This window comes from Alteromonas sp. P256 (genome assembly GCF_036864455.1).
Taxonomy (GTDB): Bacteria; Pseudomonadota; Gammaproteobacteria; order Enterobacterales; family Alteromonadaceae; genus Alteromonas.
Genome location: NZ_JAZETM010000016.1, coordinates 12,587 through 38,621, shown reverse-complemented (window position 1 = coordinate 38,621; position 26,035 = coordinate 12,587). Strand labels below are relative to the sequence as shown.

Sequence of the window (26,035 nt, the reverse complement as noted above, 5' to 3'; positions counted from 1 at the left end):
TCCTTTTTCTTCTTCATCATTAATTTGTTTGTTAAACGCCTACATTGCTTTATAAAACATAGCGCTAGACACAAGGACGAGATAGATACCAAATAAGCGCTTCAGTCTTTTTTCACTAAAGTTATGAGCCATTTTTGCTCCCATAGGCGCAGTAAAAATAGCGCCAATGCTTATAGCCACAAGGGCAGGTAGATTAATGTAGCCTACGGTACCAAACGGCAATGCACCGGTTTGGGAATGCGTCATAAATAAAAAGCCGATAGCACCGGGCAACCCAATTAAAAAGCCAACGCCTGCAGCGGTAGCTACCGCTTGCTGAATACTGCGTTTACACATCACCATGGTAATAACGGTTGGTGTGCCGCCACCAATACCCAGCAATGCAGAAAAGCCTCCTAGCACGAAGGCAAGCAACGCTTTACCCTTTCCCGTAGGCATCGCGAATACAAGGCCTGGTCGAACGACGAATTCAGGAAATAAAAAGTACACCGAGTACAATAATACTCCGGCCGCAAACACTACGGTGAGGCCGTTAGCGCTGGTATAACTTGCTACCGCCACTCCACCTATTACACCCAGCACAAGCCAAATGCTCCACGAGCGAAGTATGTCGAAGTCCACGGCGCCTTTAGCTTTATGGGCCATGACAGAACGAGCACTTGAAACAACAATAGAGGCTAACGAGGTTCCAATGGCCACTTTTACCAATGCCTCTGATGGAGGAGTGAAGAAAGGAAATACGGCTAAAAGGGCGGGCACTACAACAAAGCCTCCACCATTGCCGAACAGGCCTGCAGTTATTCCCGCAATTGCACCTGTTGCACATAAAGTAACTACAAACAGCAGTAGTTCTATTTCCATTAACGCTTTTACTCCATTGAAAGTTATTGCACTGATAGACTGATGAGCTAGAGCGTTTCACAGCGGCCAGACTTGGCGTTCTCATATGCGTTCTTGTATGCGTTTCTATATTTGCTGTTTTATGTGTTGTGATTTACAACGTGTTCATGCACTTATTTTAAGCAATACAATGCACAATAAAGGCGCTATGCAACGCAACTATTTTCGCCACCGCTCTCTTAAAAACATAAATTCACTATTCGTAGGCTAAGAGCTCTTTAACCAGCAAGGAAGAAAGAACATTATTTAGGGGTATAAAAAAAGGATTGAGCCTGTCCTCGAACCACTGTTGTTATTGGTCTGTGGCTATTTAAATCGATTCTTTATTTTTTTTGGATGAGACGCCAGAAAAAATCATGTGGTATGTAGTCGTCAATAGATACTGCTGTGCATGTGAGTCTCTTGTGAGTAAATCTGAAAGCAAATCTGGTGGCATATACTTTGCTTTTTTACCTGTATAAGAAGTACTGATAAGCATGCTTGCTTTAAACAGCCTAACTGTATACAGCCTCTGGCTATAACCGAATTAGTTATGAATTGCCGGCTTATTACTACCTATTCAACACAGCGAGCGCGTAAGTAAGTATGCGTCTGTGTGTAGATTCATGAATTTCACCGAGGTGGTGTTGTGCATTCAAAACAGTTGAAATATTTCGTTACCGCCGCGAAGAAGGGCAGTATTGCGTCTGCAGCACGAGCGCTCAATATTGCTCAACCTGCGGTGAGTCAGCAATTGGCAAGCTTAGAAAGAGAGGTTAAAGCCACCTTATTTAACCGCAGTTTTGCTGGCATAACTCTCACTGCTGCTGGTGAAATTTTTCTCACTCATGCAACGGCACTCTTAGAGCAAATGGATATTGCCAAAAATGCCGTAAGCGAAGACAGTCACGCCCCAAACAAAGTGATTAAAATTGGCGTTATTCCCTCTATAGGAAATGTGGTCTCGCTGCCGCTGCTTACTGAAATGGGGAAATCGGGTGAAAGATTAAAAGTAGAAATAAGTACAGGCCCTTCCTACACCATTAAAGACTGGCTTGAATCAAAGCACATCGATATCGCATTAACTTATCGAGAAGCTGTTGATGATAAAAGCGTACATGCTACCCCTTTGATTCAAGAAGAAATGCACTTGGTCTTTTCTGCATCCACTGAAAAGCGTGAATTTGAATTTCTTCGCCATCGAGCAGATGTTTCGTTTTGTGAGTTGCGGGAGATTCCATTACTCTCGCCGGGAATAAGAGATTCACTAGGGCAGTTAATTGCGTATTACGAACAAAAAACAGGTGTAATGTTAAATCACGATCACGCTTATTCCGGACAATTAATGACAGGCTTGCGACAAGTTATTAATGGCGAAGGCGTGATGATTTTGCCTACATCCGCTATTTTTCATCTCAAAGAGTCAGGCTTAGTTGAGTCAGTTAAAATCGTAGAGCCAGATATGCATCGCACGGTGTTCGCATTTGCAGACAAAAATGCAGTTAACCAAAGGCATATTCAGCAAGCTTTGGATACCATTAAAAAGGTGGTTAGTGTCGAATATGACCTTCAGCACTGGTGCGGCAAGCTTGAATTTGCCACAACAGTTACTCAGTGCGGATAGTATTTATAACTGGTTATTAACCTTGTTCCGGCAATTCAATATCGATAAGCACAGGAAGATGGTCAGACATGACTGCGGTTTTCTTGTCTTTAATTTTACCGTACTTTTGCACGCGAATATCACGTGATACCCACACTCTGTCGAGAGAAAAAACAGGGAAGCCACTAGGAAATGTTGCACCCATTTTTTGCTGGTGTAGCAATGAATTTAATGACGTAAACGCCTTTGAGAAAAACTGCCACTCGTTGAAGTCGCCGGCAAGAACCATAGGTGTTGGGTGGCTCTTTAACCGTTTTTTAAGATAGGTATGCAACAGCGAAAACTGAGATTTCCTCTCTTTCGTTTTAAGCCCTTTGTGCGTATTCACCACTGTTAATGGGCCTTTTTCCGTTTGGAGCTCAACTAACTGAACGTTTCGCGGTTGCCTACCGTCCTGACTCACATCTAATGTTTCTGTAGACATAACGTCAAACCGGCTCAATACTGCGTTGCCGTACCATCCATCGGGCTCAGTCAGCGCCGGAGATGCTGTAAGACTAAACGCATTATTGGCGCAGATATCATTAATATCCTGCGCCGTATCCCTGTCACTTGGGCGGGTATCCATTTCTTGCAATAACACAATGTCGGCACCAAGTTGTGTTAAATACTGCCCAATCCTTTTGTAGTCATGCTGCTTATCTGTCCCTATGCCACCGTGAATATTATAAGAAACTATGCGGCACATTCTTCACTCTCGCTGTTTTCCGATTGTTTGTCAGAAGCATTAGCCTGTTTCTTCTGCTGATAGAAGCGTGCAAATTTTTGCGAGCCCCATATCAGAAATGCCCAAAGTAATATGCCTGCTACGAGGTAGCTAATCGTTTCAATAGACGGATTACGCCAAATCTGAGTAATCGAGTCTCCCACTAGGCCTTTTGCTATCATCGGTGGAAACATACCAAGAAAGGTACCCACCAAGAACTGAAAAATACCGATAGATGAAATACCCGCTACTAGGTTCACTAAGCTAAAAGGAGCTACAGGCAGCATACGTATGGCTGCAACACCTACTATGCCGCTGCGCTTGAGTTTTTCATCAACAGCAGCAACTTTCGGTCCCCCCAGTTTTCGTAAGCCAGCATTGCCCGAAAGCTTACCAATACCAAACAATATGGCTGAACTTAACAATGCTCCTATCATTCCGTAAATGGGGCCCCAAATAGGACCAAAAATAGCTGCTACGGCGAGAGATAATACGGTAACCGGGAAAAAGAGAATACCGCCTATCACATAAACAAGCAGCACCGTGGGCAGAGCAAAATAGGTGCCGCGACTTTCTTCTAAGAATGCATTGATGCTATCGGCACTTAGCCATGAAATAGATTGGCTGGCCCAAAACATAAGACCACCAAGTACTGCCAATACGGTTAAGCCGATGGCGATCATTATGCTGCGGCGTCTTGGGTTTCTAGCAGGTGTCACAGCGCCGCCTAAAGTGGGAATAGAAATAAGCGGCTCTTCAGGGTCTGACAATGACCGAAAAAGGTTGCTACTCGACTGCTCAGTAAATATTTCGTCTCGTACTTCAGTTAAAACGTACCCGTGTGCGATTTGACCGCGCATAAGGGCGTCAACAGGCTGCGACTCTTTGAGAATTGTTTCCATATCTTCAATCGTTCTGCCCGTATGCTCTGCTAGAAGATCATTTCTCACATGGGCGATGCTTTGTCTATTTTGAGGTGTATTGCCAAACAGTATGGTGTCAATTTCAGTATCTAAGGTCATTGAGCGGTTGCTTAAATTTGATGAGCCAATAACGAGATACTTATCATCAATGGTCATTACCTTTGAATGAATACGCTTGTAGGCGCGCCGGCCCTGCATATCTTCAATAGAAGAATAGGTCACTTTTACTCGCTCTGGGGCGATACCTTTTTCTAAAATAGATTTAAACTGTATTCTACTTGCCCAGAACGCCTCGCATTCAAACTTTCCCTTGGGCTCATAAGAACTCACAATACACACGCTTAAATTAGGCTTTAATTTTAGCTGCCTATTTAATGCTTCTGCAATTTCTTGACGTGTGGTGAACTGATTTTCGATATAGATAATCGATTCAGCTTCGTTGATAAGGTCAAGCAGCATGTTGCGTACTTCTTGCGCGGGTTCTACTTCGTCCATAAATGGAATAGTTCTAGCAAGTGCACACTCAACATTTTCGAGAATGGGTGGGTAATCTTGCGGCCATGATTTTGGAATAGGGGCATCTATACTTACCTCTGCATCTTCCCTCACCATAATAGGCGTTTCGTTTGCTACTCGTTGCCACCTCCAACGAACTAGTTTAGAGAAGTCGGCCACTACAGGGCCGCTTGATACCATTTGAACGTCATGCAGAGGGCCATATTCGCCATCTGGTCCGTCACGCTCTTCAGATACAACAGGATGATCCCTTGTGTCCCAACGGTTGGTAGATACATCCATTCCGCCAGAAAAAACCAGTTCATCATCAACAAGGACAATTTTTTGATGCTGGCTTCCGCCCATTGGAATAGTGTCGTCAAGTTCGGTTTTTACATTGTCAGGCGTCTTTTCATCCCACGCCTCTTTTGCCCACATTTCTCGCTGAGCAAAAAATGCTAAAGAAGAGTCCCAGCGGAGCAGGTAAATCTTCATGTCAGGGTTTTGTTCAGCTTTCCATTTTAACAAGTCGCTTATTCTGCTCGGTGCTTCGCTTTGTTCTTCATCTTCACCACGAAGGAGGCGAATACGACTATCAATGTCCCAGCCAACGATAAAAACGCTGTGCTTTGCTTTGACAATCGCACTGTGCAACGCTTTGTAATAATTCCCGCAGTCAATCAAGGGCGCAGCAAAAGTGGCATTGCTTTTTACCCAACAGTTTTCACCCGGTTCAAATATATTATTTTGCGATGTCATTGCGTTACCCTCTGACTAATTGCTTTTTCTAAGAAGTGACGGTTGCAGAAATCATTCCGTTTACTGTCAGTCGAAAATAATCAAACAAATAACTGTTTTTCTTAAAATTAATATTATTACTAGGTACTTAGGTGATCTGCGTTTACGGTGAAATTTTGTAATAATTTCACGCTGTTGAGCGTATTTTCGTTCGCGCAAACTAATTTCTTCGTCTATAAACTTCTTTGGTCAAATATCGGAGGTTTACAGAGATGGCTTTTTTTTTCCGAGAAAATGCGGCTAAACAGGCATTATCCCAGTCAATACTTGCTGTTGTAACGATAGATGAAAATAATAATGTTACATTCTACAACGACGCAGCGGCGCAGTTATGGGGGTACTCTCCCTCTGAAGTACTGGGCGAAAACATTAAAATGCTCGTGCCAAGAGAGCACCAGTCAAATCACGACAGCTATGTTAATACCCACCGTAATACAAACGTGAACAATATAGTTGGAAGCTCGCGAGAAGTAGAGCTTGAGACTAAGTCTGGGCAGCGGATATGGGTTCAATTAGCGCTTTCTCAGGTCATTGTTGGTGGAAAGAAACACTACACCGCATTCGTACGGGACGTTACAGAAGAGCGAGAAGCGCGAGAAATTGTAGAGCAAACCCTAGAGCAGGCCCTTGATGCTGTGGTGTGTATTAATGAACGCAACGAGGTAACGTTGTTTAACGCATCGGCTGAAAAGTTTTGGGGATATCGTCGTGAGGAAGTGATTGGGAAAAACGTCAAAATGTTGGTTCCCCAAGCCATTCAGGCAAATCACGACAACTATCTGAACGCAAACAGAGAGACCGGACAGGATAAAATTGTTGGTACTAGTCGTGAAGTACGGATAGAGCGAAAAGACGGTAAAGAATTATGGGGCAGACTGTCTCTTTCCAAGGTTCGGCTAGCAGATAGAACGCTGTATACCGCATTTGTCAGAGACGTTACTGAAGAAGTAGAGCAACGTGAATTGCAGCGCATGCTGTCTTTAGTGGCTAATGAGACGGATAACGCGGTTATTATTTCAAACGCCGATGGGCTAATTGAGTATGTTAATAACGGTTTCTATCGCCTTACAGGCTGGAGCTTGGACGAGGTCAAAGGTAAAAAACCAGGATCTTTTTTACAAGGCGAAGAGACCGACCAAAGAACCGTAGACGTTATTCGGCAGAAGCTTAAAAATCGCGAGGCGTTTTACGATGAAATCCTCAACTATCGCAAAGACGGTTCACCTTATTGGACGTCACTGTCTATCAATCCGGTTTTCAAAGAAGGCCAGTTAGTTAACTTTATTGCCGTTCAGGCCGACATCACTCGCGTTAAACAAATGGCGCTCGACTTCACCAATAAACTCAATGCCATCGGTAGTGCGCTTGTTCTCTTAGAAATGGAGCCAGATGGCAAATTAATAGAGGCCAATAAGTTACTCAAAGAGACGATTAAAGGTGCTTATGATTCTAAAGATTTTGCACGAGAGCTTATGTCTCGCCTTACCACTGAAGACCAAGCGCAGCTAAATTCAACAGGCTTTGCATCTAAAATTCTGGAATTTGAAAACAATGGCAAGTATCTAGCGTTTGACTCAAGAGTGAGTGCCTTGAAAAACTTTAATGGGCAAATTACCCGATATGTATTTTTTGCAATTAACGTATCTTCTCGCAAACAGGCGGTTAACGATACGCAAGGGGCAATGCAGGAGCTACTCACCACAAGTCAGACTATAAGTACTATTGTAGGCACGATTAACTCTATATCGGAGCAGACAAACCTACTGGCACTGAACGCTGCTATAGAAGCAGCAAGGGCTGGTGAGATGGGGAGAGGCTTTGCAGTGGTGGCCGATGAGGTAAGAACGCTAGCTGGTAACTCTCAATCCTCATCAAACGAAATCGACAACCTTGTTAAAACGACGGTGTCGAAAATTGAAGAACTCGCAAAATTAATCAAAGGCATCGACGGATAGACCTGTCGCGGCGTGTTAAGCACGCCGTTTTCGCTTTTACCTCTCATTATTAGATGTAAGCAAGAACAAGCAAGTTGCTGTTACGCGTAATCTACTTGATACCAATCTGTAAACGATAGGCTCAATTAGAACGTGAGGTTTACGCGATTCATTAGGTTGAGATTGTTAAAACTAATTGAAAATAAACAACAAATTTATTGATTGGAAAATACTATTGAGTGAATCCAATTTATTAACTATCGCAAGTTGAAACTTCTGACTATCTTTATCGTCGTTTAGAGTAAAAAATTTGTTAATTGAATTTCGAAAGCAAAATTCTCTTCTTTCGTTTTGATACAACTAGCACCAACGGGATGAAAATATGACCATGATAAGGTTTAAAAGAACAACGCTATCTGCACTAGTAGCATTATCGTTAAGTGCAACAGGCGCCATTGCTAATCAAGAAATCAGCAAGCCAGCAGGGGCAAAAGGCACTGGAATGACGAAACCATTCCAAGCGAAAACCAACCAATTCTGGTGGCCAGATCAACTAGATTTGTCTGCGCTTAGAGATCACGACAGCCGATCTAATCCCCTTGGTGATGAATTTAATTACGCAGAAGCATTTTCAAAACTGGACTTAGACCAAGTAAAAGCAGACGTTAATGAATTATTGACGACGTCTCAAGACTGGTGGCCAGCAGATTACGGTAACTATGGTCCGTTTTTTATTCGCCTTTCTTGGCACAGCGCTGGTACTTACCGCACATTAGATGGTCGAGGCGGCGGTGATGGCGGTCAAATGCGCTTCAACCCGCTTAACAGCTGGCCAGATAACGGTAACCTCGATAAAGCGCGCCGTTTACTATGGCCAATTAAGCAAAAGTACGGTGAAAGCCTTTCATGGGGTGATCTAATGATACTTGCTGGTACCGTTGGTATGGAAAACATGGGCTTTGACACATACGGGTTTGCAGCCGGTCGCACAGATGACTGGGAGCCAGATATGGTATATTGGGGTCCTGAAGTGGAAATGCTGGCAAGTGATCGTGAAGAAAGTAATGGCGAGCTAAAGCGTCCTTTAGGCGCAACGCATATGGGCCTTATTTACGTAAACCCAGAAGGTCCCAAGGGTGTCCCTGACCCAATGGGCTCAGCGAAAAATATTCGAACTGCGTTTAAGCGCATGGCGATGAATGACGAAGAAACGGTAGCGCTAATCGCCGGTGGTCACACCTTCGGTAAAATGCACGGTGCGCACAAACCTGCCGATTGCCTAGAAGGCGAGCCAGGTGCTGCGGGTTTAGAAGAGCAGGGCTTAGGTTGGAAAAACAACTGTGGCAAAGGGCATTCTGAAGATACAGTAACCAGTGGTTTGGAAGGAGCTTGGACACAGGCGCCAACTCGCTGGACTAGCTTGTATCTGTCAAACTTGATGGGCTTTGAGTGGAAGCAAACGCGCAGCCCAGCAGGTGCAGTACAGTGGATCCCTAAAGACGAATCTGCCCATCAATCTGTTCCAGATGCACACGTTGAAGGCAAAAAGCACGCGCCAGTGATGACCACTGCCGACCTTGCATTAAAATACGACCCTGAGTACCGCAAAATTGTAGAACGATTCTTAGCAGATCCAAAAGAATATCAAACTGCATTCGCGAAAGCCTGGTTTAAACTTACGCACCGCGATATGGGGCCGAAGGCTCGCTACTTGGGTAACGATATTCCAGAAGAAAACTTCACTTGGCAAGACCCGGTACCAGTTGCAGATTACAAAGCCATTTCAGCGGATGATGTAAAAGAGTTGAAAGGCGAAATTTTGGATACTGGTCTTTCAATACAAGAGCTTGTTAAAACAGCGTGGGCCTCAGCAGCTAGCTTCAGGGCTTCAGATTATCGTGGTGGTGCAAACGGTGCACGCCTAGCGCTTGCGCCTCAAGCAAGTTGGGAAGCGAACGAGCCAGAATTGGTGAAGTCGGTTATCGCTAAGCTTAAAGAAGTGCAAGACGACTTTAATTCTCAAATGTTTTCGAAAAAGAAAGTATCGTTAGCCGATTTGATTGTTATCGGTGGCGCTGCCGCTATAGAGAAAGCAGCATCGAATGCAGGTGTTAGTGTAGAAGTGCCTGTTGTGGTAGGCCGTACCGACGCGACGCAAGAGCAAACAGATGTGAATGCTTTCTCATTGCTTGAGCCAACAGCAGATGCATTTAGAAACTACTACGATGCAGAAGCAAGCTATCGCTCGCCAACTGAAATGCTAGTAGACAAAGCAGATCAGCTAAGCTTGACCGTGCCAGAGATGACGGCACTTATCGGTGGAATGCGTACACTTGGCGCTAATACTGGAGATAGCAAGCACGGCGTATTTACGGACAACGTTGGCGCGTTAAGCAACGACTTCTTTGTTAATTTGCTCGACATGTCGACTAAGTGGAGAAAGACCGATGATCCAGCTGTTTACGAAGGCGTAGATCGCAGCTCAGGTGAAGTGGTATTCACAGGTACGCCAGTTGATCTTGTGTTCGGTTCAAACAGTGAATTACGCGCAGTTGCAGAAGCTTATGCTTATGACAATGCCAAAGAGCGTTTTGTGACTGACTTTGTCGATGCATGGACAAAGGTCATGACGCTAGACAGATTTGACTTGCGTCACGATGTTACCGCAAAGCTAGAAATGTAATTTAACACTAAACACTAAGCAGTAAAAACGGGGCATAAGCCCCGTTTTCTTGTTCTTGAACACTGTATTTCTTATACAATACTAAACTGCTTTTTCAAACGGTGTATTCTGGTTTCAGTTAACCCGCTTTACAGCTAAATGCATGATAGTTACGATTATCAGTCATTATTCATCCATTTATTTAAGGCCTGCTGTATTAATAGGTCGAAGGCAGCACTGCATCCGGTGCGTTTGGTAGTTAATAGGCAATAAATTTATGACAAGCCCACAGCGTACGCTCGTCGCGCTAGACATGTTGAGTGACGATATAAACCTACTGAACGACTCACAGGTTAACAGTGAACTTCATTTTAAATTACTCAGCGATTTCTTAGTACAGCTCAATCAATTAAACGATAGTGTGCAGCAAGAATCGGAAGCTGCAATGAAACGCCTCTTTGTCGGCTCTCTTTTTGAACAAGCCATTGGCCGTAAATCCATGATCACGGTATACATGAAACTGTTGAACTATGTACTTACCGCATGGGACGCAACCCTCAAAGCTGATGCAATTATTAACGATAACTTTGATAACAATGCGGATGTTAGATTAGAGCTTTTGCAAGTGAAGGCAATAAAGGCTAAATCACAACTAAAAACAGTGGCCTCGGCTATGGGCAAGCAAGACTATGAGGTGTTTTGCAACTTACTAGGGCTTACTGCTGATAAGTGGCAGTGGGACACACTGCGCGCCCGGTTTTAAAAAAGTAGCGCGCAGGTAACAAGGTTAACTAGAGCCAAGCGTTATTCAGGCCTTTTTATACTCATCTTAGACACTTCGTCATTTTCATTGAGTAGACGTACTTCACGTTGAGGGAAAGGTATCTCAATATTGTGTTCTCTCAAGGTTTCAAAAACCGTTAACAGCAAGTCGCCACCCACGCGATTTTTACCGTCGTCTACCCCTTCCATCCAAAACTCAATGAACATATTAACCCCTGAATCGCCAAAACTATCAATTTCACAGTCTGGCTGTTCTTCAAATGGAATGCCTTCACCGCCTATCACCTGCGGGTGGTCAGCGACAGCAGATTTCACAATTTCAACCATCGCGCGGATATCGGTCTTGTACGCCACTGAAAAATCGATGCGATAGCGCTGTTTTGAATCTTTGTGCGTCCAGTTGATAAGCAGTGAGCTGATGAATTTTTCGTTGGGCACTAAAATATCTTTGCCATCAAAGGTTTCTAATACTGCGTAACGCATCTTAAATTCGCGAACTATCCCTTTTCGTCCGTCCTCTAGCTCTACGTAGTCGCCAACGGTTAATGAGCGGTCGAGTAGAATAATAATGCCGGAGATAAAGTTTGAGGCGATAGACTGTAAACCCAAGCCAAGTCCAACACCCACAGCACCACCAAATACGGCAAGAGCAGTTAGGTTAATGCCCATTACATTGAGCAATAAAATAAACGCTAAGCAAAATAGTGCAACTTCAAATAACTTAGCGAACACTTCTTTTGTCGTTATATCTAGCGACTTATGGTTACGAATAATATCTTGGCCAATGGCATTGGAGCTTCGGCCTAACCAGAAAAGCAGCCCGCCGAAAATGACAACTCGGGCAACGCCATAGGCAGAAATTTGAACATTGCCCACCGAAATAGCGATAGATGCCAAGGCTTCATTAATAATAGGGAGTAGCCCAATAAGGTGTAAAAACAAAATAGGCAAACCCACAACTCGCATAAGCCGCGCGGTAGATTTATTTTCTACAAAACCGTTAATAATAGAATTCACAAAAATGAGCACGGCAACTACAACGGCGATATCTAATAGCCATGCGTCAAACTGAAACCTTTCTCCAAGTACAGTAGAAAACTTGAGTAAACTAATAGTAATGATAGGGAATAGGGCGCGGCCGGCGTTGTACAAAAAACCATGCAGTGTATGGGCCCCGTGCTGCGGCTTGCTTTTGGTCAATCTAAGTGACTTTTCAATCTGTCTGGAAAACAAAAACGCGCTTAAATAGATAAAAGCAATAATCATCAGTTGAATGTAAAAGCTAGTCGACAGCAACGACGACTCAATAATGAGTAGCTTACTTTCTACCGCTTGATAAAAGTGCTCTATGTTCATTCTGTTTATTTCTCCAAAAGCATACGACTATGTATGCAGCAAACGCGTTTTATACTGTATCTTTGATTTGGTAAAGGTTTATTTTTACAGTAGCTGTTTATTTTTATTGCATGCTATTAATACAGAATAATTGCACCTGTGAATACGTATCGAGAACGCAAAGCCCATAGTTGCCAAAAATGGTTGCCAAAAATAGCTACCAAAATCCGTACAGCACAGATAACAGCCGTTAGTCTAGCACAGTCAATAAATTGCCGAAAAAGCGTTAAATAACCATGCGCAGAATTGCCATGATTAAAAAGTGTGCTGGTTATCACATGCTATAAATGATAGACTTCGCGCGCGCTTTGACAGGATAGTAGCGTGCGTTTATTCCATCTTGTACTATAAATCAAAAGAGCTTTTTAAGTCGCTTCGGTGTCTTGGTCATCCCCTTTATATTTTAAACCCATCGGTTAGCAAAATAGCCCATCGGTTAGCAAAACGGCATTCTCGCTTCACCCACAGGTACCTACTGCTTTATCAGACAAAGCAACAATTTTTCAGGAGTTAGTTAATTAATGTCATTTTCCCAGCTAGGGCTTGCCGAGCCGTTGTTGAAAGCAATCGAGAAACAAGGGTTTAGCAAACCATCACCCATTCAAGAAAAAGCAATTCCCGTCGTGATGGAAGGGAAAGATGTACTTGCTGCTGCGCAAACCGGAACCGGAAAAACGGCAGGATTTGGCCTGCCTATATTGCACAATCTATTAGAGGGTAAAAAAGCGTCGGGCAACAACATTAGAGCCTTAGTGCTAACGCCTACTCGAGAGCTCGCTGCCCAAGTTGAAGAAAGTATTCGTTCGTTCAGCACTTTTGTGCCGTTAACGACGGCAGTTGTATTTGGTGGTGTAGGTATAAACCCGCAAATGATGAAGTTGAGAAAAGGTGTTGATGTGCTTATCGCCACCCCGGGTCGTCTTCTCGATTTATATCAACAAAACGCTGTGAAGTTTTCTCAGCTAGAAGTACTTGTGTTAGATGAAGCAGATAGAATGTTGGACATGGGTTTTATCCATGATATTAAAAAAGTACTTAAGCTGTTGCCTTCCCAGCGTCAAAGTTTACTTTTCTCTGCTACATTTTCGCCAGAAATTACGGCATTAGCGCAAACGATTACTCGCGATCCAGTTCACATCTCTACGGCGCCAGCAAACACCACCGTAGACTCAGTGAAGCAACATTTGATTGCAGTCGATAAGTCTAAAAAGACGTCAGCGCTTATTAGCCTTATAAAGCAGGAAAAGTGGAGTCAGGTACTTGTATTTAGCCGTACCAAGCATGGTGCCAATCGCGTTGCCGACAAACTGTCGAAAGCGAAGATTCCAGCTGCCGCTATTCATGGCAATAAAAGTCAGGGTGCGAGAACCAAAGCACTATCAGATTTTAAATCAGGCGACATTAACGTATTGGTAGCAACCGATATCGCCGCTCGAGGCATCGACATCAGTGAGTTGCCTATTGTTGTGAATCTTGATTTGCCAAATACGCCTGCAGATTACGTTCATCGAATTGGTAGAACAGGACGCGCAGGTTCAAGCGGACAAGCATGGTCTTTTATGAGTGTGGATGAACTTCAAAGTCTTAAAGATATTGAAACCCTCATTCAAAAACTGCTTCCAAGAGAGACATTAGAGGGGTTTGCTCCTCAGGTGCCGGTTCCAGCCACCACACTGTCTGCGCCGAAAAAGCCTAAGAAGCCTAAGAAGCCTAAAGCGGCAAAGACGTCCGATAGTGCAAATCGATCTCAAGGTTCTGAGAATGGACGAAGCGCAAATCGAGGCGGGGCTAATAAAAACGGTGCTAATAAAAGCAGTTCTAATAAAGCAGGAGCTCAGTTTAAAAACAAGAGACGCAGCTCATCAAATACGGAAGGTAGCAATCGCGGTAATTCTGCGGGCCAAAGTCAGTCTAAAGGTAACGGCAGCAGTCATTCTGCCGCCAGACGCTCAAAGCCCCAAAACGCTTAGGGCGCTATTTAGCACGTCAATGCCATGAAAAAGGGCCATGCTCAGTGAGTGTGGCCTTTTTTGTTTCCAATGACACATCCCCCTTGTTTAGCTGTGCTTGAGTTCGTTCCATTAGCTCCTTTTGCAAAGTCGCACGAAACTGGCGAACTTCTCTCCACATAGCGTAAAAATTGTCGGCTGAGTCACCTTCTAAGTCACCATTGATATCATCCTTTAACAAAGGCGATAGCTCCTTATAGGCAGCCTGTAAACGAGCAGCATACTGTTCGTTATAGGACATCTCTTCAGTCGTGGGCGTATAAGACTGTAATGCAGCAATTTCTTGCTCACTTAACTCTCCATGAGCGGTAAAATATTCAACATAATCAATAAGCGGAATGCTATCAGCATGTGCCCACCTCGCCATACTGGCGCGGTTAAGTAAGGTTCCTGTGTTAGGTTCAACAATCATCACAGTGGGAGTCGCGTAATAAATGGGGTAATCAAACCGCTTGGTAATGCTGCGTCTATCTTCCAGTAACCCTACATCCACAAGTAAGGTTGTGTAGTATTTTTCTAAAATAGGTTGAAGTGCTTCAGATTCAAAGTGTGAGGCAAGACCTGTACTGTCATGGCACCACGTTGCACCTAATACTACCAACAAAAGCGTGTCGTTATTTTTTGCCTTTTCTTGTGCATCAATCACATCCTGTAAAGGGGATTCACTAGGCGCATAAGAGAGCGTACTTTTATCACTACTTCTGCTATTACCCGCCATCGTTGATGTAGCAAATAGCAGTGAAGATAGGACGGTTATCACCATTACGGTTAACAGGCGTGCGCTTAATAGACGTGCGGTTAATAGGCGTGCAGTTAAAAGCGATAGTACAGGGGTCTGAGCTGTTGATTTCATTTTTTGGTGTCATATGAATATGTTGTCTGCATTCAATGTATCACAACTCAACTAGGAACCGCATATTCAACGTTACCCTTTAAAAAAAGCTCATGGGTTTACCGGTTTTAGCCTCATTAAATATAAGTAAATTGTATTAAGAACCTAACGGTTGCCTCTTTGTTCTATTTCGCTTTCGTGTATAGTTCCTCACCAGCAAAAAATTCCTGTTTTAACATAGAGAGACCCATGGCCGCGCACCTTGATACCCAGTCGTTGATTACGTCTATGCAAAAAGTTGTTGGACACGCTTATTTACTAACCGACTCAGCCAAAAAGCAGCCTTACTGTAAAGGCATTCGCTTTGGCTCTGGGGAAGCATTAGCAGTAGTAAGACCGGGTTCGCTGGTAGAAATTTGGCGAGTGTTAAAGCTATGTGTCGATGCAGATGTAGCAGTCATTATGCAGGCAGCAAATACAGGCCTTACTGGTGGTTCTACGCCTGATGGAAAAGAATACGATAGACCCCTTGTTATCATCAGCACCATGCGTATTGACGATATTCAGTTAGTGAACGAGGGCAAGCAAATAGTTGGCCTTGCAGGCAGTACGTTATTCGGTTTAGAGGAGCAGCTAGCGCCTTATGGCCGAGAGCCTCATTCAGTGATTGGCTCTTCGTGCATCGGCGCATCAATAGTGGGCGGCATTTGTAATAATTCCGGCGGGGCGCTTGTTAAGCGCGGGCCAGCCTATACAGAGCTTGCTTTATTTGCACAAATTGACGCAGACGGCACGCTCTCATTGGTGAATAACCTCGGCATCAAATTGGGCAATGATCCTGAAGAAATGCTTGAGAATCTAGAAAACAAACGTTGGACAGATTCTGATGTAGAGCAGCCTGATGCAAGGGCGTCGGACAATGAATACGATGCTAGGGTGCGAGACGTCGATTCAGACACACCATCGCGCTATAACAACGATGGTCGCAGACTGCATGATGCCTCTGGATGTGCGGGAAAACTTGCCGTATTTGCCGTTCGTTTAGACACCTTCCCCATACCGGATAAAAAGCAGGTGTTTTATGTGGGGTCAAACGATGCGAACGTATTTACTTCGGTGCGCAGAGATATTCTCTCTACTTTTAAGCATCTACCAGATTCCGGTGAGTATTTGCATCGCGACTGTTATGACGTGTCGAAGAAATACGGTAAAGACATGTTTATTGTTATCAATAAACTGGGTGCAAAGTTTATCCCTCAACTGTTTGCGTTTAAACGTAAATTCGATGCGTTCGCGGATAAATTAGGTTTTTTACCGAATAAAATGTCAGACCGTGTTATGCAGGCTTTTAGCTATTTATTTCCAAATCATTTGCCCAAACGCATGGATGAATTCAGAGATAAATACCAGCATCACTGGATTTTAGAAATGAGTAATGAGGGTGTTGATGAAGCTCGCCAATACCTCAATGAATTTTTCAAAACCAACGAAGGTGACTATTTCGAATGTACCGAAGATGAAGCCGATAAGGCCATACTTCATCGTTTTGTAGCGGGTGGTGCAATTGGTCGTTATCATATTATGCACGGCAAGGAGGTGGGCGCTATGATGACGATAGATGTTGCCCTTCGCCGCAACGACCCTGCATGGTTTGAAGTACTCCCTAAAGACATTGATGAACAGATAGATACTAAATTGTATTACGGTCATCTGTTTTGCCACGTGATGCATCAAAATTACATCGTCAAAAAAGGCGCTGATGCAAAAGTGCTAAAAAATAAAATATTATCCACCTTTGACGAGCGCAAGGCGGAATACCCAGCAGAGCACAATGTGGGGCATGAGTATGCAGCCAAAGAGACATTGCGTAACTTCTATCGAGAGCTCGACCCAACAAATAGCTTCAACCCGGGTATCGGTAAAACCACGAAGTTTAAAAACTGGGCTGACCAAGCTGGTGGTTGTTGTGGCGGTCACGACTAGGCAGTTATGAAAGACAGTTATAGAGAAGCAGGTTTAGCTAAGCGGTGTTAACCAGAAGCCTTAACAACAGACTTCAAACTGCTAAAAATAAAAAAAGCCGATATTGATATGTCCACAACGTGACACTCAATATCGGCTTTTTTGGGCCTAGTTTTTAAATATTTCAAGCTCTGAAGCGTGAAGTTTACGCGTTAGCTTAGGCAAGCTTATTGATAATCGATGAAAAATCGAGTGAGCCATTGCCTTCATCGCAGTGTTGCTCAAACCACTTGGCCGCAAGTTCGCCCATAGGCACTTGAGCATCAACTCCTTCAGCGCCCTGCATGGCTAGTGTTAAGTCCTTAAGCATAAGTGCTGAGGCAAAGCCGTCAGCAAAATCGTTATCAGCTGGACTTTGCGGACCTACACCTTTTACCGGGCAATACGTGGTTAATGACCACGTTTGACCGGAGGCATTAGACGCAATATCAAAAAACACTTGAGGGTCTAAGCCTAGCTTTTGCGCTAGCTGCAGGCTTTCACAGGTGGCTATCATTGAGGCACCTAACAACATGTTGTTACAAATTTTAGCTGCCTGACCTGCGCCATGGCCTCCTGCATGGACAATTTTCTTGCCCATTGCACCGAGTACGCCCTGCGCTTTTTCAAACGCATCGGCATCACCGCCCACCATAAAGGTAAGCGTTCCCGCCGCTGCCGCCGCTGTTCCACCAGAAACAGGGGCATCCAGCATTTTCAGTCCGTGGCTTTCAGCTAATTCAGATACTGCCTTTGCTGTGCCTACATCAATGGTTGAGCAGTCTATTAGCAACGTATTTTTATCCACATTAGCCAGTATTTGATTGGCGTAGATATCGTGCACATGCTTTCCGGCAGGCAGCATGGTTACTACGATTTCAGCGCCTTTTACAGCGTCAACCGCAGAGGATGCGAACTTACAGCCAAACCCTTTCGCTTTGTCTAGCGCGGCCTCGCTAAGGTCGAACGCCGTTACATCAAAATTGCCTTTTACCAGGTTGTCGGCCATGCCAGAACCCATGTTACCTAGGCCAATAATTGCAACTGTAGTCATTTTTTAAATTCCTTATCCTACGTGTTATCGAGGGCGTGTTATCTCATTAGCCCATGGTAGGGATGACAAACGCGTTATCGTTGGTGTCTGAACCATCAGGCCAACGCTGCGTAATAGTTTTCACTTTCGTCCAGAACTTAACGCCTTCCATACCGTGCTGGTTAGTGTCTCCAAATGAAGAGCGCTTCCAGCCACCAAAGGTGTGATAAGCAACAGGCACAGGGATAGGTACATTAATACCCACCATGCCCACGTTGACTCGCTGGGCAAATTCACGGGCCGCGTGACCGTTACGGGTGTACATGGCTACCCCGTTACCGTATTGATGGTCGCTGGCAAGATTAACCGCTTCATTAAAGTCGTTAGCTCGCACAATTTGCAGTACCGGGCCAAAAATCTCTTCTTGGTAAGAACGCATGTCTTTAGTGACATGGTCAAACAACGTAGGTCCGATAAAAAAGCCTTTGCTGTCAGTGGGGATTTGCGAGTTACGACCGTCGTAAACAAGCTCAGCGCCTTCCTCAATAGCAAGGTCGATGTAGCCTTCAATACGCGCTTTGTGCTCGCCGGTAACTACAGGTCCGTAATGGGCATTAGGATCTTCAGAATGGCTAACCATAATGTCTTTGATTGCTGGAATGAGTTTTGCCTTAAGCTTCTCAGCCGTTTCTTCACCCACAGGCACTACTACCGGCAGTGCCATACAGCGTTCGCCCGCCGATCCATAAGCCGCGCCTACCAGATCAGCGACAACTTGGTCAAGGTCGGCATCGGGCATAATAATGCCGTGGTTTTTAGCGCCGCCCATGGCCTGAACTCGTTTGCCAGCGCGTGCTCCGCGCTCGTAAACGTAGTTTGCAATGTCGCTTGAGCCTACAAAGCTCACTGCTTTGATATCTTTGTGGTCTAAAATGCCGTCTACGGCTTCTTTGTTGCCGTGAACCACATTGAGTACGCCGTCGGGTAAACCTGCTTCTGTCATTAGCTTCGCTAACTCTACCGGTACCGATGGATCGCGCTCAGACGGCTTTAAAATAAACGAGTTACCGCACGCTATTGCCACACCAAACATCCACATTGGGATCATGGCAGGGAAGTTAAACGGTGTTATACCTGCTACCACGCCCAAAGCCTGACGCATAGAGTACACATCAATGCCTGGCCCTGCGCCTTCGGTATATTCACCTTTTTGAGCGTGAGGGATACCGCAAGCAAATTCAATAACTTCTAAACCGCGCTGAATGTCGCCTTGCGCATCGCTTAATACTTTTCCGTGTTCGCTTGATAATAGCTGCGCTAGTCTGTCGCGGTTAGCTTCAAGAAGCTCTTTAAACTTAAACATTACCCGTGCGCGGCGCTGCGGGTTAGTCGCTGCCCATTCAGTTTGAGCTGCTAGCGCAGAATCGACAGCTTTTTGTAAGGTATTTTGATTGGCTAAGAATACTTCAGCTTGAACATCGCCTGTGTTTGGTGCGAAAACCGACGCAGTGCTTTCTGACTCGTCGCTATATGATTTACCTGCGATATAATGATTAATTTGTCTCACGTAATTACTCCTAGATTTTTTTACAATATTGAAACCTTGTGTTTGCAAGATCAATACATATACTTACAGCTTGGTGCTGTAAAAATGCAGGTGTACTGATGAATTGGGATGACATGAGGCTGTTTCTCGGGCTGGCTAGAAACGGTCGGGTAGCAATTGCAGCTAAAGGACTTGAGTTAGATCCCACTACACTTATACGCCGTGTAAAAAAGCTTGAGGATTCTTTAAACTGCAAATTATTTGAGTTAACGAACAAGGGTTATGTCTTAACGTCTCATGGCGTTAAGCTAGTTAACTACATCGAGAAAGCAGAACATTATTTTCTCGAGGCGCAAAATGAGCTACATGATGAGCGCTCACATCTAGCGGGTACTATTCGAGTCAGTGTGTCAGAAGGGTTTGGCAATTGGTTTTTAGCCCCGCGGCTTCCCGAATTTAAGCGTCTGTTTCCTGGTATTTGTATTGAGCTGGTGGCAACAAGCGGGTTTTTAAACTTGAATAAACGAGAAGCCGATATTGCCATTCTTCTTGAGAAGCCAAGCAAAGGATTACTCGTTACTCAAAAGCTCACTGAATACTGTTTATATTTGTATACCAAAGCGTCTTTAGTCGAAGAGGAGAAGCCAGAGTCTCTGAGTGAACTCGCCCAATTTAACCTAGTCAGTTACGTGCCCGACTTGGTATTTGCCCCACAGCTCAAATTTATCGAGGAAACCGCACTATCTCAACTAAGCGCGTTAAGAAGTACCAGTATTCATGCTCAATACCAAATGTTAATTAATGGCGCTGGGGTAGGCATATTGCCTAAGTTCATTGCAGAGCATCAGCAAGGGCTTACTCGACTTTTAGAAAAAGATATTCACATTAAACGCACGTTTTGGTTAGCTACCCACAAAGAAACCCATTCTCAAGCGCGTTTTCAAGCCTTTATTAATTGGCTTACTGACGAGGTGGAAAAGGAAAGTAAACGTTTCTGCGATAGCTAGGTCAATATTGTCTGGTTTTTTGAGCTACACCAGTCCAAGCGCTGACAAAGTGCCGAATCCTAATGCCGTAATAGGTAAAGAGGCTAGGGTGCTTACTGCGATAATACTTGCGGCTAAACGGTGATCGCCACCTAAATTTCGCACCATGATATAGCTGGCCGCTGCCGTAGGAGCGATAGAAAGTAACAGCAGCACGCCCAAACTCATCCCCCTTATGCCCGCCATATATGCCATTCCAACTAACAGCGCTGGGTAGACAATACATTTACTTATTGTCGTCACGACAATGTTGTACCAATCACTAGAGAAAGACCGAAATTGCAACGAAGCCCCAGTACAGATTAACGCGAGCGGTAACGTCAACTGGGCAAAGTATTCCCCAGTTTTAAGCACAACGTCGGGTAATGGCCATTGATAGTACGAAAATGGCAGGGCCATAACGATAGACAAAATGAGCGGGTTTTTCGCAATTCCCTTTATTTGGTTAATTGGCGTACTCAAGCCTATTTGATAAAAATTGAGAATGAAAACTGATAACACGTTGTACAAAATAGTAATACAACCCATGTATACCGAGGCAGCCGCTAGCCCCTCCTGCCCGTAGGTATTAGCCGCATACGCAAGGCCAATAATGCCCATATTTGCCCTAAATCCGCCCTGCACAACAACGCCTTTTGCATTGGTATTGCTAACGGTGAAGTGAGCAAGAACCACAAGGGCAGCAAACATGGCCAACGTACCCATAAGACCGATTGCAACCAATGGAAGGTTAGCCGCTTTGGCAAAGTCAGACTGACTAATAGAGAGAAAGAGCAGCGCGGGTAGAGCTAAGTTAAAAACCAACTTAGATCCAGATTCTACAAAGCCATCGTTAAGCCACTTGATGCGAACAAAGTACCAACCTAAAAGTAAAAGGATGAGAACGGGAAATAAGGTGCTGGTAATAAATGAGAGCATTGATAAAGTGAATTGAGTAACAGTGATGAATAGGATAACAAACTTTTGACTTGCAAGAGGGCTGTATGCATTGATTTAAATCTTCTTTCTAGCGTATGCTTGATTTCTTTTTCTCGTATTTTTCCATGTATCAAAATTTTCAAGCCGAGCTAGACTGGGCATGTCTTCATATGCCTCGTACCAAGCGAGCTGTTTCTTTATTACCCGATTTAAGCAATGTAAAACTAGCCTGTAATATGCACTTAGACTTAAAAATGGCTCCTTTAGTGGATGGGCTGCTATCGCAAGGGTGCGAGATATTTTTAACAACCTGTAATCCCACTACCGTTCAAGACGACGTGGTAAATTACTTAGTTGAAAAGGGGGCAAAAGCACATGCATGGCGTGATATGAGCGAGGCTGAGTGGTCGGCGTCCTTTGATAAAGCATTAAACTGGCAGCCAACGCATTTGTGCGAGATGGGCGCAGATCTCACCACTCGGTTACATGACAACGCCGACAAAGGAGAGTCTACGCCCACTATAAAAGCGGGTTTGGAAGCCACAGGCTCTGGTATCAGTCGTTTAAACGGTATGGCACCACGCTACCCTATATTCAACTGGGACGACTTACCTGTAAAAGAGGGGCTACATAATCGGCATATGGTAGGGCTTAGCGCCTGGCAAACCTTTTTTCAAACCACACACCTAACGCTGCACGAAAAAGTAGTAGTAGTAGTCGGTTACGGTTTAGTTGGCCAAGGTGTGGCGGCGTCAGCCAAAGCATTTGGGGCACAAGTTCAGGTTGCAGAGCTGGATCAAGCTCGAGCGCTGCGGGCAAAATATGACGGCTGGCCGGTGGTAGATTTAGAAGAAGCGGTTAAAGACGCTGACATCATTGCCACGGCAACGGGCGCTGAAGGGGTTATTGGCGCTAGGCATTTAGATACCATGAAAGATAACGCGTTTATCTTAAATGTGGGTCATGTGGCTAAAGAGATTGACGTTGCCTATCTAAAAGACAATAGCAGTCACAGCGAGCCTATGCCTTATGTCAATGCGTATAAGCTCAAAAACAAAACCATCTTCTTATTGGCAGATGGCTCTATGTTTAACTTAACGGCAGGTTACGGCGACAGCCTGAATGCGTTTGATGTCACACTGGCTGTGATGGCGTCAGGCATAGGGCATATTGTGGGCGAGGGTTCGACACATCAAAGCGGGCTTTACTTATTGCCTGAGAAAGCCTGGAAGTCTGCACTGTAGGCCTTTGCTTTAATGCTGCATTTCAAATGTGTATGTTACGTTGAAGCGTTAACGCTGGGCTAGTACAAGAAAGGCAATGGCTTACGCCGTTGCCTTATGCTGTTGTTTCACGCGTTTTTTAAAAAAAGCTTCTCAAGCGAAAAACAAAACCTTGTGTTAGTTTTTAGAAATTTGAAGGCGAGTATTCGCAAGCGTTAAATTATTTGATGAGAAGCGGTTGAGCTTATTTGCTGCAACCGAACGCTCGAAATTCTCAACACACAGCGTGGCTTTGTTTTCTAAGCAGTTCAACACTGCTAGGTTGTTTAGGGCGATACTCTTATTACCTGACTGGGCAACGGCCTTTGCACAATGGGGTTGGGCTGCTTCTAAATTGCCCGTTGCGATGTGCGCCACACATAGGTTTGTGTGCAGTGGAGCCTGCTTGGTCATTACCGTAGTGCGCGCTAGTTGCGCATTTAATTTGCGAATGCCATCTGTATAATTGCCGTTCTCTATTTCCTGAACGCCGTACACATTTTCCACGGTAGTACGAAGCTGATAAACGTTATTGTTATTTTGCGCTAACGCAGTAGTCGCAAAAAGAAGTGTGGCTGCTAGGGTTAAAAGTTTAGTCATGATAGTTTTCCACTTGTCGCGCTAGTTGAATTGCTTTTAGTCTAATCGCGTTGCCGTGAGTCAGACGCTGGTTAACGTTTTGTTAAACGATGAGTGGAGAATAGTGAAATTCGATTTAATTACATGATGAAAAGATAATTACGAACAAATTTCTTTCTAATGAAAACCTAATGTTCATTATTTTTCTGTTTTAGTGCAAATAATTCAATTATTTATGTTTTTTGAAATGAGGTCGCTTGGTGCCGTCTACGCTATTTAGTATTGAAAATTATATTGTTAATACCGCGGATAATACGATCTCCAGCGACGATAGCACTGTGAAAATTGAGCCGAAATGTATAAAAGTGTTAAAAGTTTTGGCAGAAAATGCACCTGAGGCAGTCAGCAGAGAGCACATGCACAAGGTGGTGTGGGGAGAACGAATTGTTGTTGATGAAGCTCTGTCACGGGTTATTTCTCAGTTGCGTCATGCGCTAAACGATAATAAATCGAAGCGGCTTATTAAAACCATCCCCAAACTAGGTTACAAGCTTACGGTAACGCCTGTTGAGCTATCTGCGGCTGTGAGCTCTGCAAATAATCAGCTTTCAAATATACCGTCTGCAATTAAGTCCTCTTTGAGCACCCCAACGACGCAAGCAGCAGTCAACATGAATGCTGAAACCGGTGGCAACACTGAGGACCAAAGCCTGGACCAAAACCGAGCCCTAAACCAAAACCAAAAGTCTGCAACTACATCTATCGAAGGCAGCGCTTCACTTGTAAATGAAGATGCAAATAAAGACTCAAGCAGAGACTCCAACACTGGCTCCAGTCAGAAGAGCACATTAAAAAAGAGCCAGAGGCTTTGGTTGCTAGCTGGTGTGCTGGTGGTTGCTGTTATCGCAACCGCTGTCACATGGGTATTCACAGGGAGTGACAACCCGTTGATAGACAGCACCAAGCAAGCTTCGCTTGAGAGCAATTCCATTGCAATACTGCCTTTTAGCCAGATTTCAAATGATACCGATTCGTCGTATATTTCACTTGGGCTTACCGAGGAAATAATTTCGAGCTTGTCGACGACTCCTGGCTTTAACGTACCTTCGCGATATTCTACTTTGGCGCTGACCAAGAAAGGACTTTCTCTTGCTGACATTGCCACGGCCTTAAACGTAAATTATGCCCTTGAGGGAAGCGTCAGGCGTATTAATCAAAGCTTTAGAATATCCGTTCGACTGATTGCCCCATTTGAAGACAAAGCCCTGTGGACTGCTCAGTTTGATGTCACCAATAATGACTTATTAAAAGTGCAGCTTGAAATTTCCAATGCAATTATTGCGCAGGTTTCCAGCAGCCACTCTTCATCTAAGACGCCAATAAAGGCAGGGATCACCGACAATGCTGCTGCCTACCAAGCGTATCTAAAAGGTACATATTGGTGGATGAACGGCACTACCAGCGAGTGGTTTAATAAAGCTGAAGCCGCGTTTTTAGACGCTGTTAATCACGACCCTGCGTTTTCTGCTGCCTATGGCAGTCTTGCGTACATTTATGCGCGTTATAATTTTTATGATTTATATATACCCCAAGAGCAGGCGTTGCCTAAGGCAAGGGCTGCTATTAATAATGCACTGCGTTTAAACCCAAACGACGCTAATGCTCACAATGCCACTGCTATTTTGGCAACCTTAAGTTTTGACTTTAAAAAAGCAGCAGCATCGCTAAATCGTGTTCTGAGCGAAGATGCAAACAATGCAACGAGTCTTTACTTACATTCAGAGTTGGCGCTAGCGCAGCTATCACCCGATAGAGCACTGTCGTTTGCACAACAAGCGCGTGAGATAGAACCTCTATCACCATGGGTGAATGTTAACCTCGCTATTGTTCACTATTGGCGAGGTGAGACGACGCAAGCGCTGGCCGCGCTTGATAACGCATTGGAATTAGATAGTGCTTACACATGGGCTTATGTGTGGAAGGCTAGGGTGCTAGCGTTACAGGGCAACAATAATGACGCCATCGATGTTATGGAAGCCTGTTTGACCATCGATCCATTTTCAACGATTAACGCCGCATACCTTGGCACGCTTTATTCAGTACAGGGCAATGCAAATAAAGCGAACCAATGGTTTACCCATACCGCGTCATTGCTAGGTGATACCACCACGGCCAGATTCTGGAAAACCCATGGAGACAGGCTAGAGAGGGAAGCGATAAGCAATACAGATATCGCGCTTATGGAGCCGCTTCTTCAAAAGCAGACGCAAGCATTCAGTGTTATTCCCATGCTCACCGAAGGATACATAGCGACACAGCAAGAAAATGTTGGCTTTGATGTCATTCGCGCCCATTTCCCATCGCTCAACACAGTTAACCCAATGGTAAATAGCCACAACGCGGAGGCTGCGTTGGCACTACTTCAGCTTTCTTCTCAATCAGTGCCTAATATTAGCACAGCGCTGACCACATTTATTAACGCTTACCCGGTATGGGCGAAGCGGACTGGGTTTAAAGACAGATTTGAAAAAGCGGTGTCAGATTGACACCGCTTTAAGTTCACATAGCCGA

The 26,035-nt window shown here is 44.5% G+C and carries 18 protein-coding genes; 9 read left to right on the top strand and 9 right to left on the bottom strand.

From position 1 onward, the window contains the following. Window positions 1–39: 39 nt before the first annotated feature. A complete protein-coding gene (locus V7R39_RS17270; protein WP_334032198.1) occupies window positions 40–861 on the bottom strand; it encodes a sulfite exporter TauE/SafE family protein in 822 nt (273 codons plus the stop codon). Window positions 862–1,528: 667 nt separating this feature from the next. Between V7R39_RS17270 and V7R39_RS17265 the strand changes: the two genes are divergently transcribed. Continuing rightward, complete coding sequence (locus tag V7R39_RS17265) at window positions 1,529–2,503, top strand: LysR family transcriptional regulator (RefSeq protein ID WP_334032197.1); 975 nt, start codon at window positions 1,529–1,531, stop codon at window positions 2,501–2,503. Window positions 2,504–2,519: 16 nt separating this feature from the next. Here the strand turns inward: V7R39_RS17265 and V7R39_RS17260 are convergent, their stop codons facing one another. Both V7R39_RS17260 and V7R39_RS17255 read right to left on the bottom strand, forming a co-directional pair. Next, complete coding sequence (locus tag V7R39_RS17260; protein ID WP_334032196.1) at window positions 2,520–3,230, bottom strand: endonuclease/exonuclease/phosphatase family protein; 711 nt, start codon at window positions 3,228–3,230, stop codon at window positions 2,520–2,522. Next, the gene (locus V7R39_RS17255) at window positions 3,218–5,425 is read right to left on the bottom strand and encodes a VTT domain-containing protein (protein WP_334032195.1); all 2,208 of its coding nucleotides are present in this window, start codon (window positions 5,423–5,425) and stop codon (window positions 3,218–3,220) included. Before V7R39_RS17255 ends, V7R39_RS17260 begins: the two co-directional genes overlap by 13 nt. 251 nt (window positions 5,426–5,676) lie before the next feature. Here V7R39_RS17255 and V7R39_RS17250 point away from each other — a divergent pair, with 251 nt between their 5' ends. From V7R39_RS17250 to V7R39_RS17240, 3 genes are all read left to right on the top strand, one after another. After that, on the top strand, window positions 5,677–7,419 hold the full coding sequence (locus tag V7R39_RS17250; protein ID WP_334032194.1) for a PAS domain S-box protein: 1,743 nt from the start codon (window positions 5,677–5,679) through the stop codon (window positions 7,417–7,419). A gap of 361 nt (window positions 7,420–7,780) precedes the next feature. After that, the gene (gene katG / locus V7R39_RS17245; protein WP_334032193.1) at window positions 7,781–10,081 is read left to right on the top strand and encodes a catalase/peroxidase HPI; all 2,301 of its coding nucleotides are present in this window, start codon (window positions 7,781–7,783) and stop codon (window positions 10,079–10,081) included. Window positions 10,082–10,337: 256 nt separating this feature from the next. Continuing rightward, the gene (locus tag V7R39_RS17240) at window positions 10,338–10,823 is read left to right on the top strand and encodes a hypothetical protein (RefSeq protein WP_334032192.1); all 486 of its coding nucleotides are present in this window, start codon (window positions 10,338–10,340) and stop codon (window positions 10,821–10,823) included. 41 nt (window positions 10,824–10,864) lie between these two features. On the opposite strand, the gene V7R39_RS17235 is transcribed toward V7R39_RS17240, so the two are convergent. Continuing rightward, the gene (locus V7R39_RS17235; protein ID WP_438823561.1) at window positions 10,865–12,109 is read right to left on the bottom strand and encodes a mechanosensitive ion channel family protein; all 1,245 of its coding nucleotides are present in this window, start codon (window positions 12,107–12,109) and stop codon (window positions 10,865–10,867) included. 650 nt (window positions 12,110–12,759) lie between these two features. Between V7R39_RS17235 and V7R39_RS17230 the strand changes: the two genes are divergently transcribed. Beyond that, on the top strand, window positions 12,760–14,208 hold the full coding sequence (locus tag V7R39_RS17230; protein ID WP_334032190.1) for a DEAD/DEAH box helicase: 1,449 nt from the start codon (window positions 12,760–12,762) through the stop codon (window positions 14,206–14,208). A 16-nt stretch (window positions 14,209–14,224) separates the two neighbouring features. Here V7R39_RS17230 and V7R39_RS17225 read toward each other — a convergent pair whose 3' ends face one another. Next, a complete protein-coding gene (locus tag V7R39_RS17225) occupies window positions 14,225–15,100 on the bottom strand; it encodes a thioredoxin family protein (RefSeq protein ID WP_334032189.1) in 876 nt (291 codons plus the stop codon). A 228-nt stretch (window positions 15,101–15,328) separates the two neighbouring features. Between V7R39_RS17225 and dld the strand changes: the two genes are divergently transcribed. Next, a complete protein-coding gene (gene dld / locus V7R39_RS17220; RefSeq protein WP_334032187.1) occupies window positions 15,329–17,062 on the top strand; it encodes a D-lactate dehydrogenase in 1,734 nt (577 codons plus the stop codon). A 196-nt stretch (window positions 17,063–17,258) separates the two neighbouring features. On the opposite strand, the gene mmsB is transcribed toward dld, so the two are convergent. Both mmsB and V7R39_RS17210 read right to left on the bottom strand, forming a co-directional pair. Next, complete coding sequence (gene mmsB, locus V7R39_RS17215; protein ID WP_334032186.1) at window positions 17,259–18,134, bottom strand: 3-hydroxyisobutyrate dehydrogenase; 876 nt, start codon at window positions 18,132–18,134, stop codon at window positions 17,259–17,261. 46 nt (window positions 18,135–18,180) lie between these two features. Next, window positions 18,181–19,680 (bottom strand): CoA-acylating methylmalonate-semialdehyde dehydrogenase, encoded by a 1,500-nt coding sequence (locus V7R39_RS17210; RefSeq protein WP_334032185.1) that lies wholly within the window; start codon window positions 19,678–19,680, stop codon window positions 18,181–18,183. 98 nt (window positions 19,681–19,778) lie between these two features. On the opposite strand from V7R39_RS17210, the gene V7R39_RS17205 reads away from it, so the two are divergent. Further along, a complete protein-coding gene (locus V7R39_RS17205; protein ID WP_334032183.1) occupies window positions 19,779–20,666 on the top strand; it encodes a LysR family transcriptional regulator in 888 nt (295 codons plus the stop codon). Window positions 20,667–20,690: 24 nt separating this feature from the next. On the opposite strand, the gene V7R39_RS17200 is transcribed toward V7R39_RS17205, so the two are convergent. Continuing rightward, a complete protein-coding gene (locus V7R39_RS17200) occupies window positions 20,691–21,623 on the bottom strand; it encodes an AEC family transporter (RefSeq protein WP_334032181.1) in 933 nt (310 codons plus the stop codon). Window positions 21,624–21,748: 125 nt separating this feature from the next. Here V7R39_RS17200 and V7R39_RS17195 point away from each other — a divergent pair, with 125 nt between their 5' ends. Next, on the top strand, window positions 21,749–22,867 hold the full coding sequence (locus V7R39_RS17195; protein WP_334032179.1) for an adenosylhomocysteinase: 1,119 nt from the start codon (window positions 21,749–21,751) through the stop codon (window positions 22,865–22,867). A 156-nt stretch (window positions 22,868–23,023) separates the two neighbouring features. Here V7R39_RS17195 and V7R39_RS17190 read toward each other — a convergent pair whose 3' ends face one another. Further along, on the bottom strand, window positions 23,024–23,485 hold the full coding sequence (locus V7R39_RS17190) for a hypothetical protein (protein ID WP_334032177.1): 462 nt from the start codon (window positions 23,483–23,485) through the stop codon (window positions 23,024–23,026). 239 nt (window positions 23,486–23,724) lie between these two features. On the opposite strand from V7R39_RS17190, the gene V7R39_RS17185 reads away from it, so the two are divergent. Then, entirely contained in the window at window positions 23,725–26,010 is a 2,286-nt protein-coding gene (locus V7R39_RS17185) for a winged helix-turn-helix domain-containing protein (protein WP_334032175.1), read from the top strand. Window positions 26,011–26,035 lie beyond the last annotated feature (25 nt).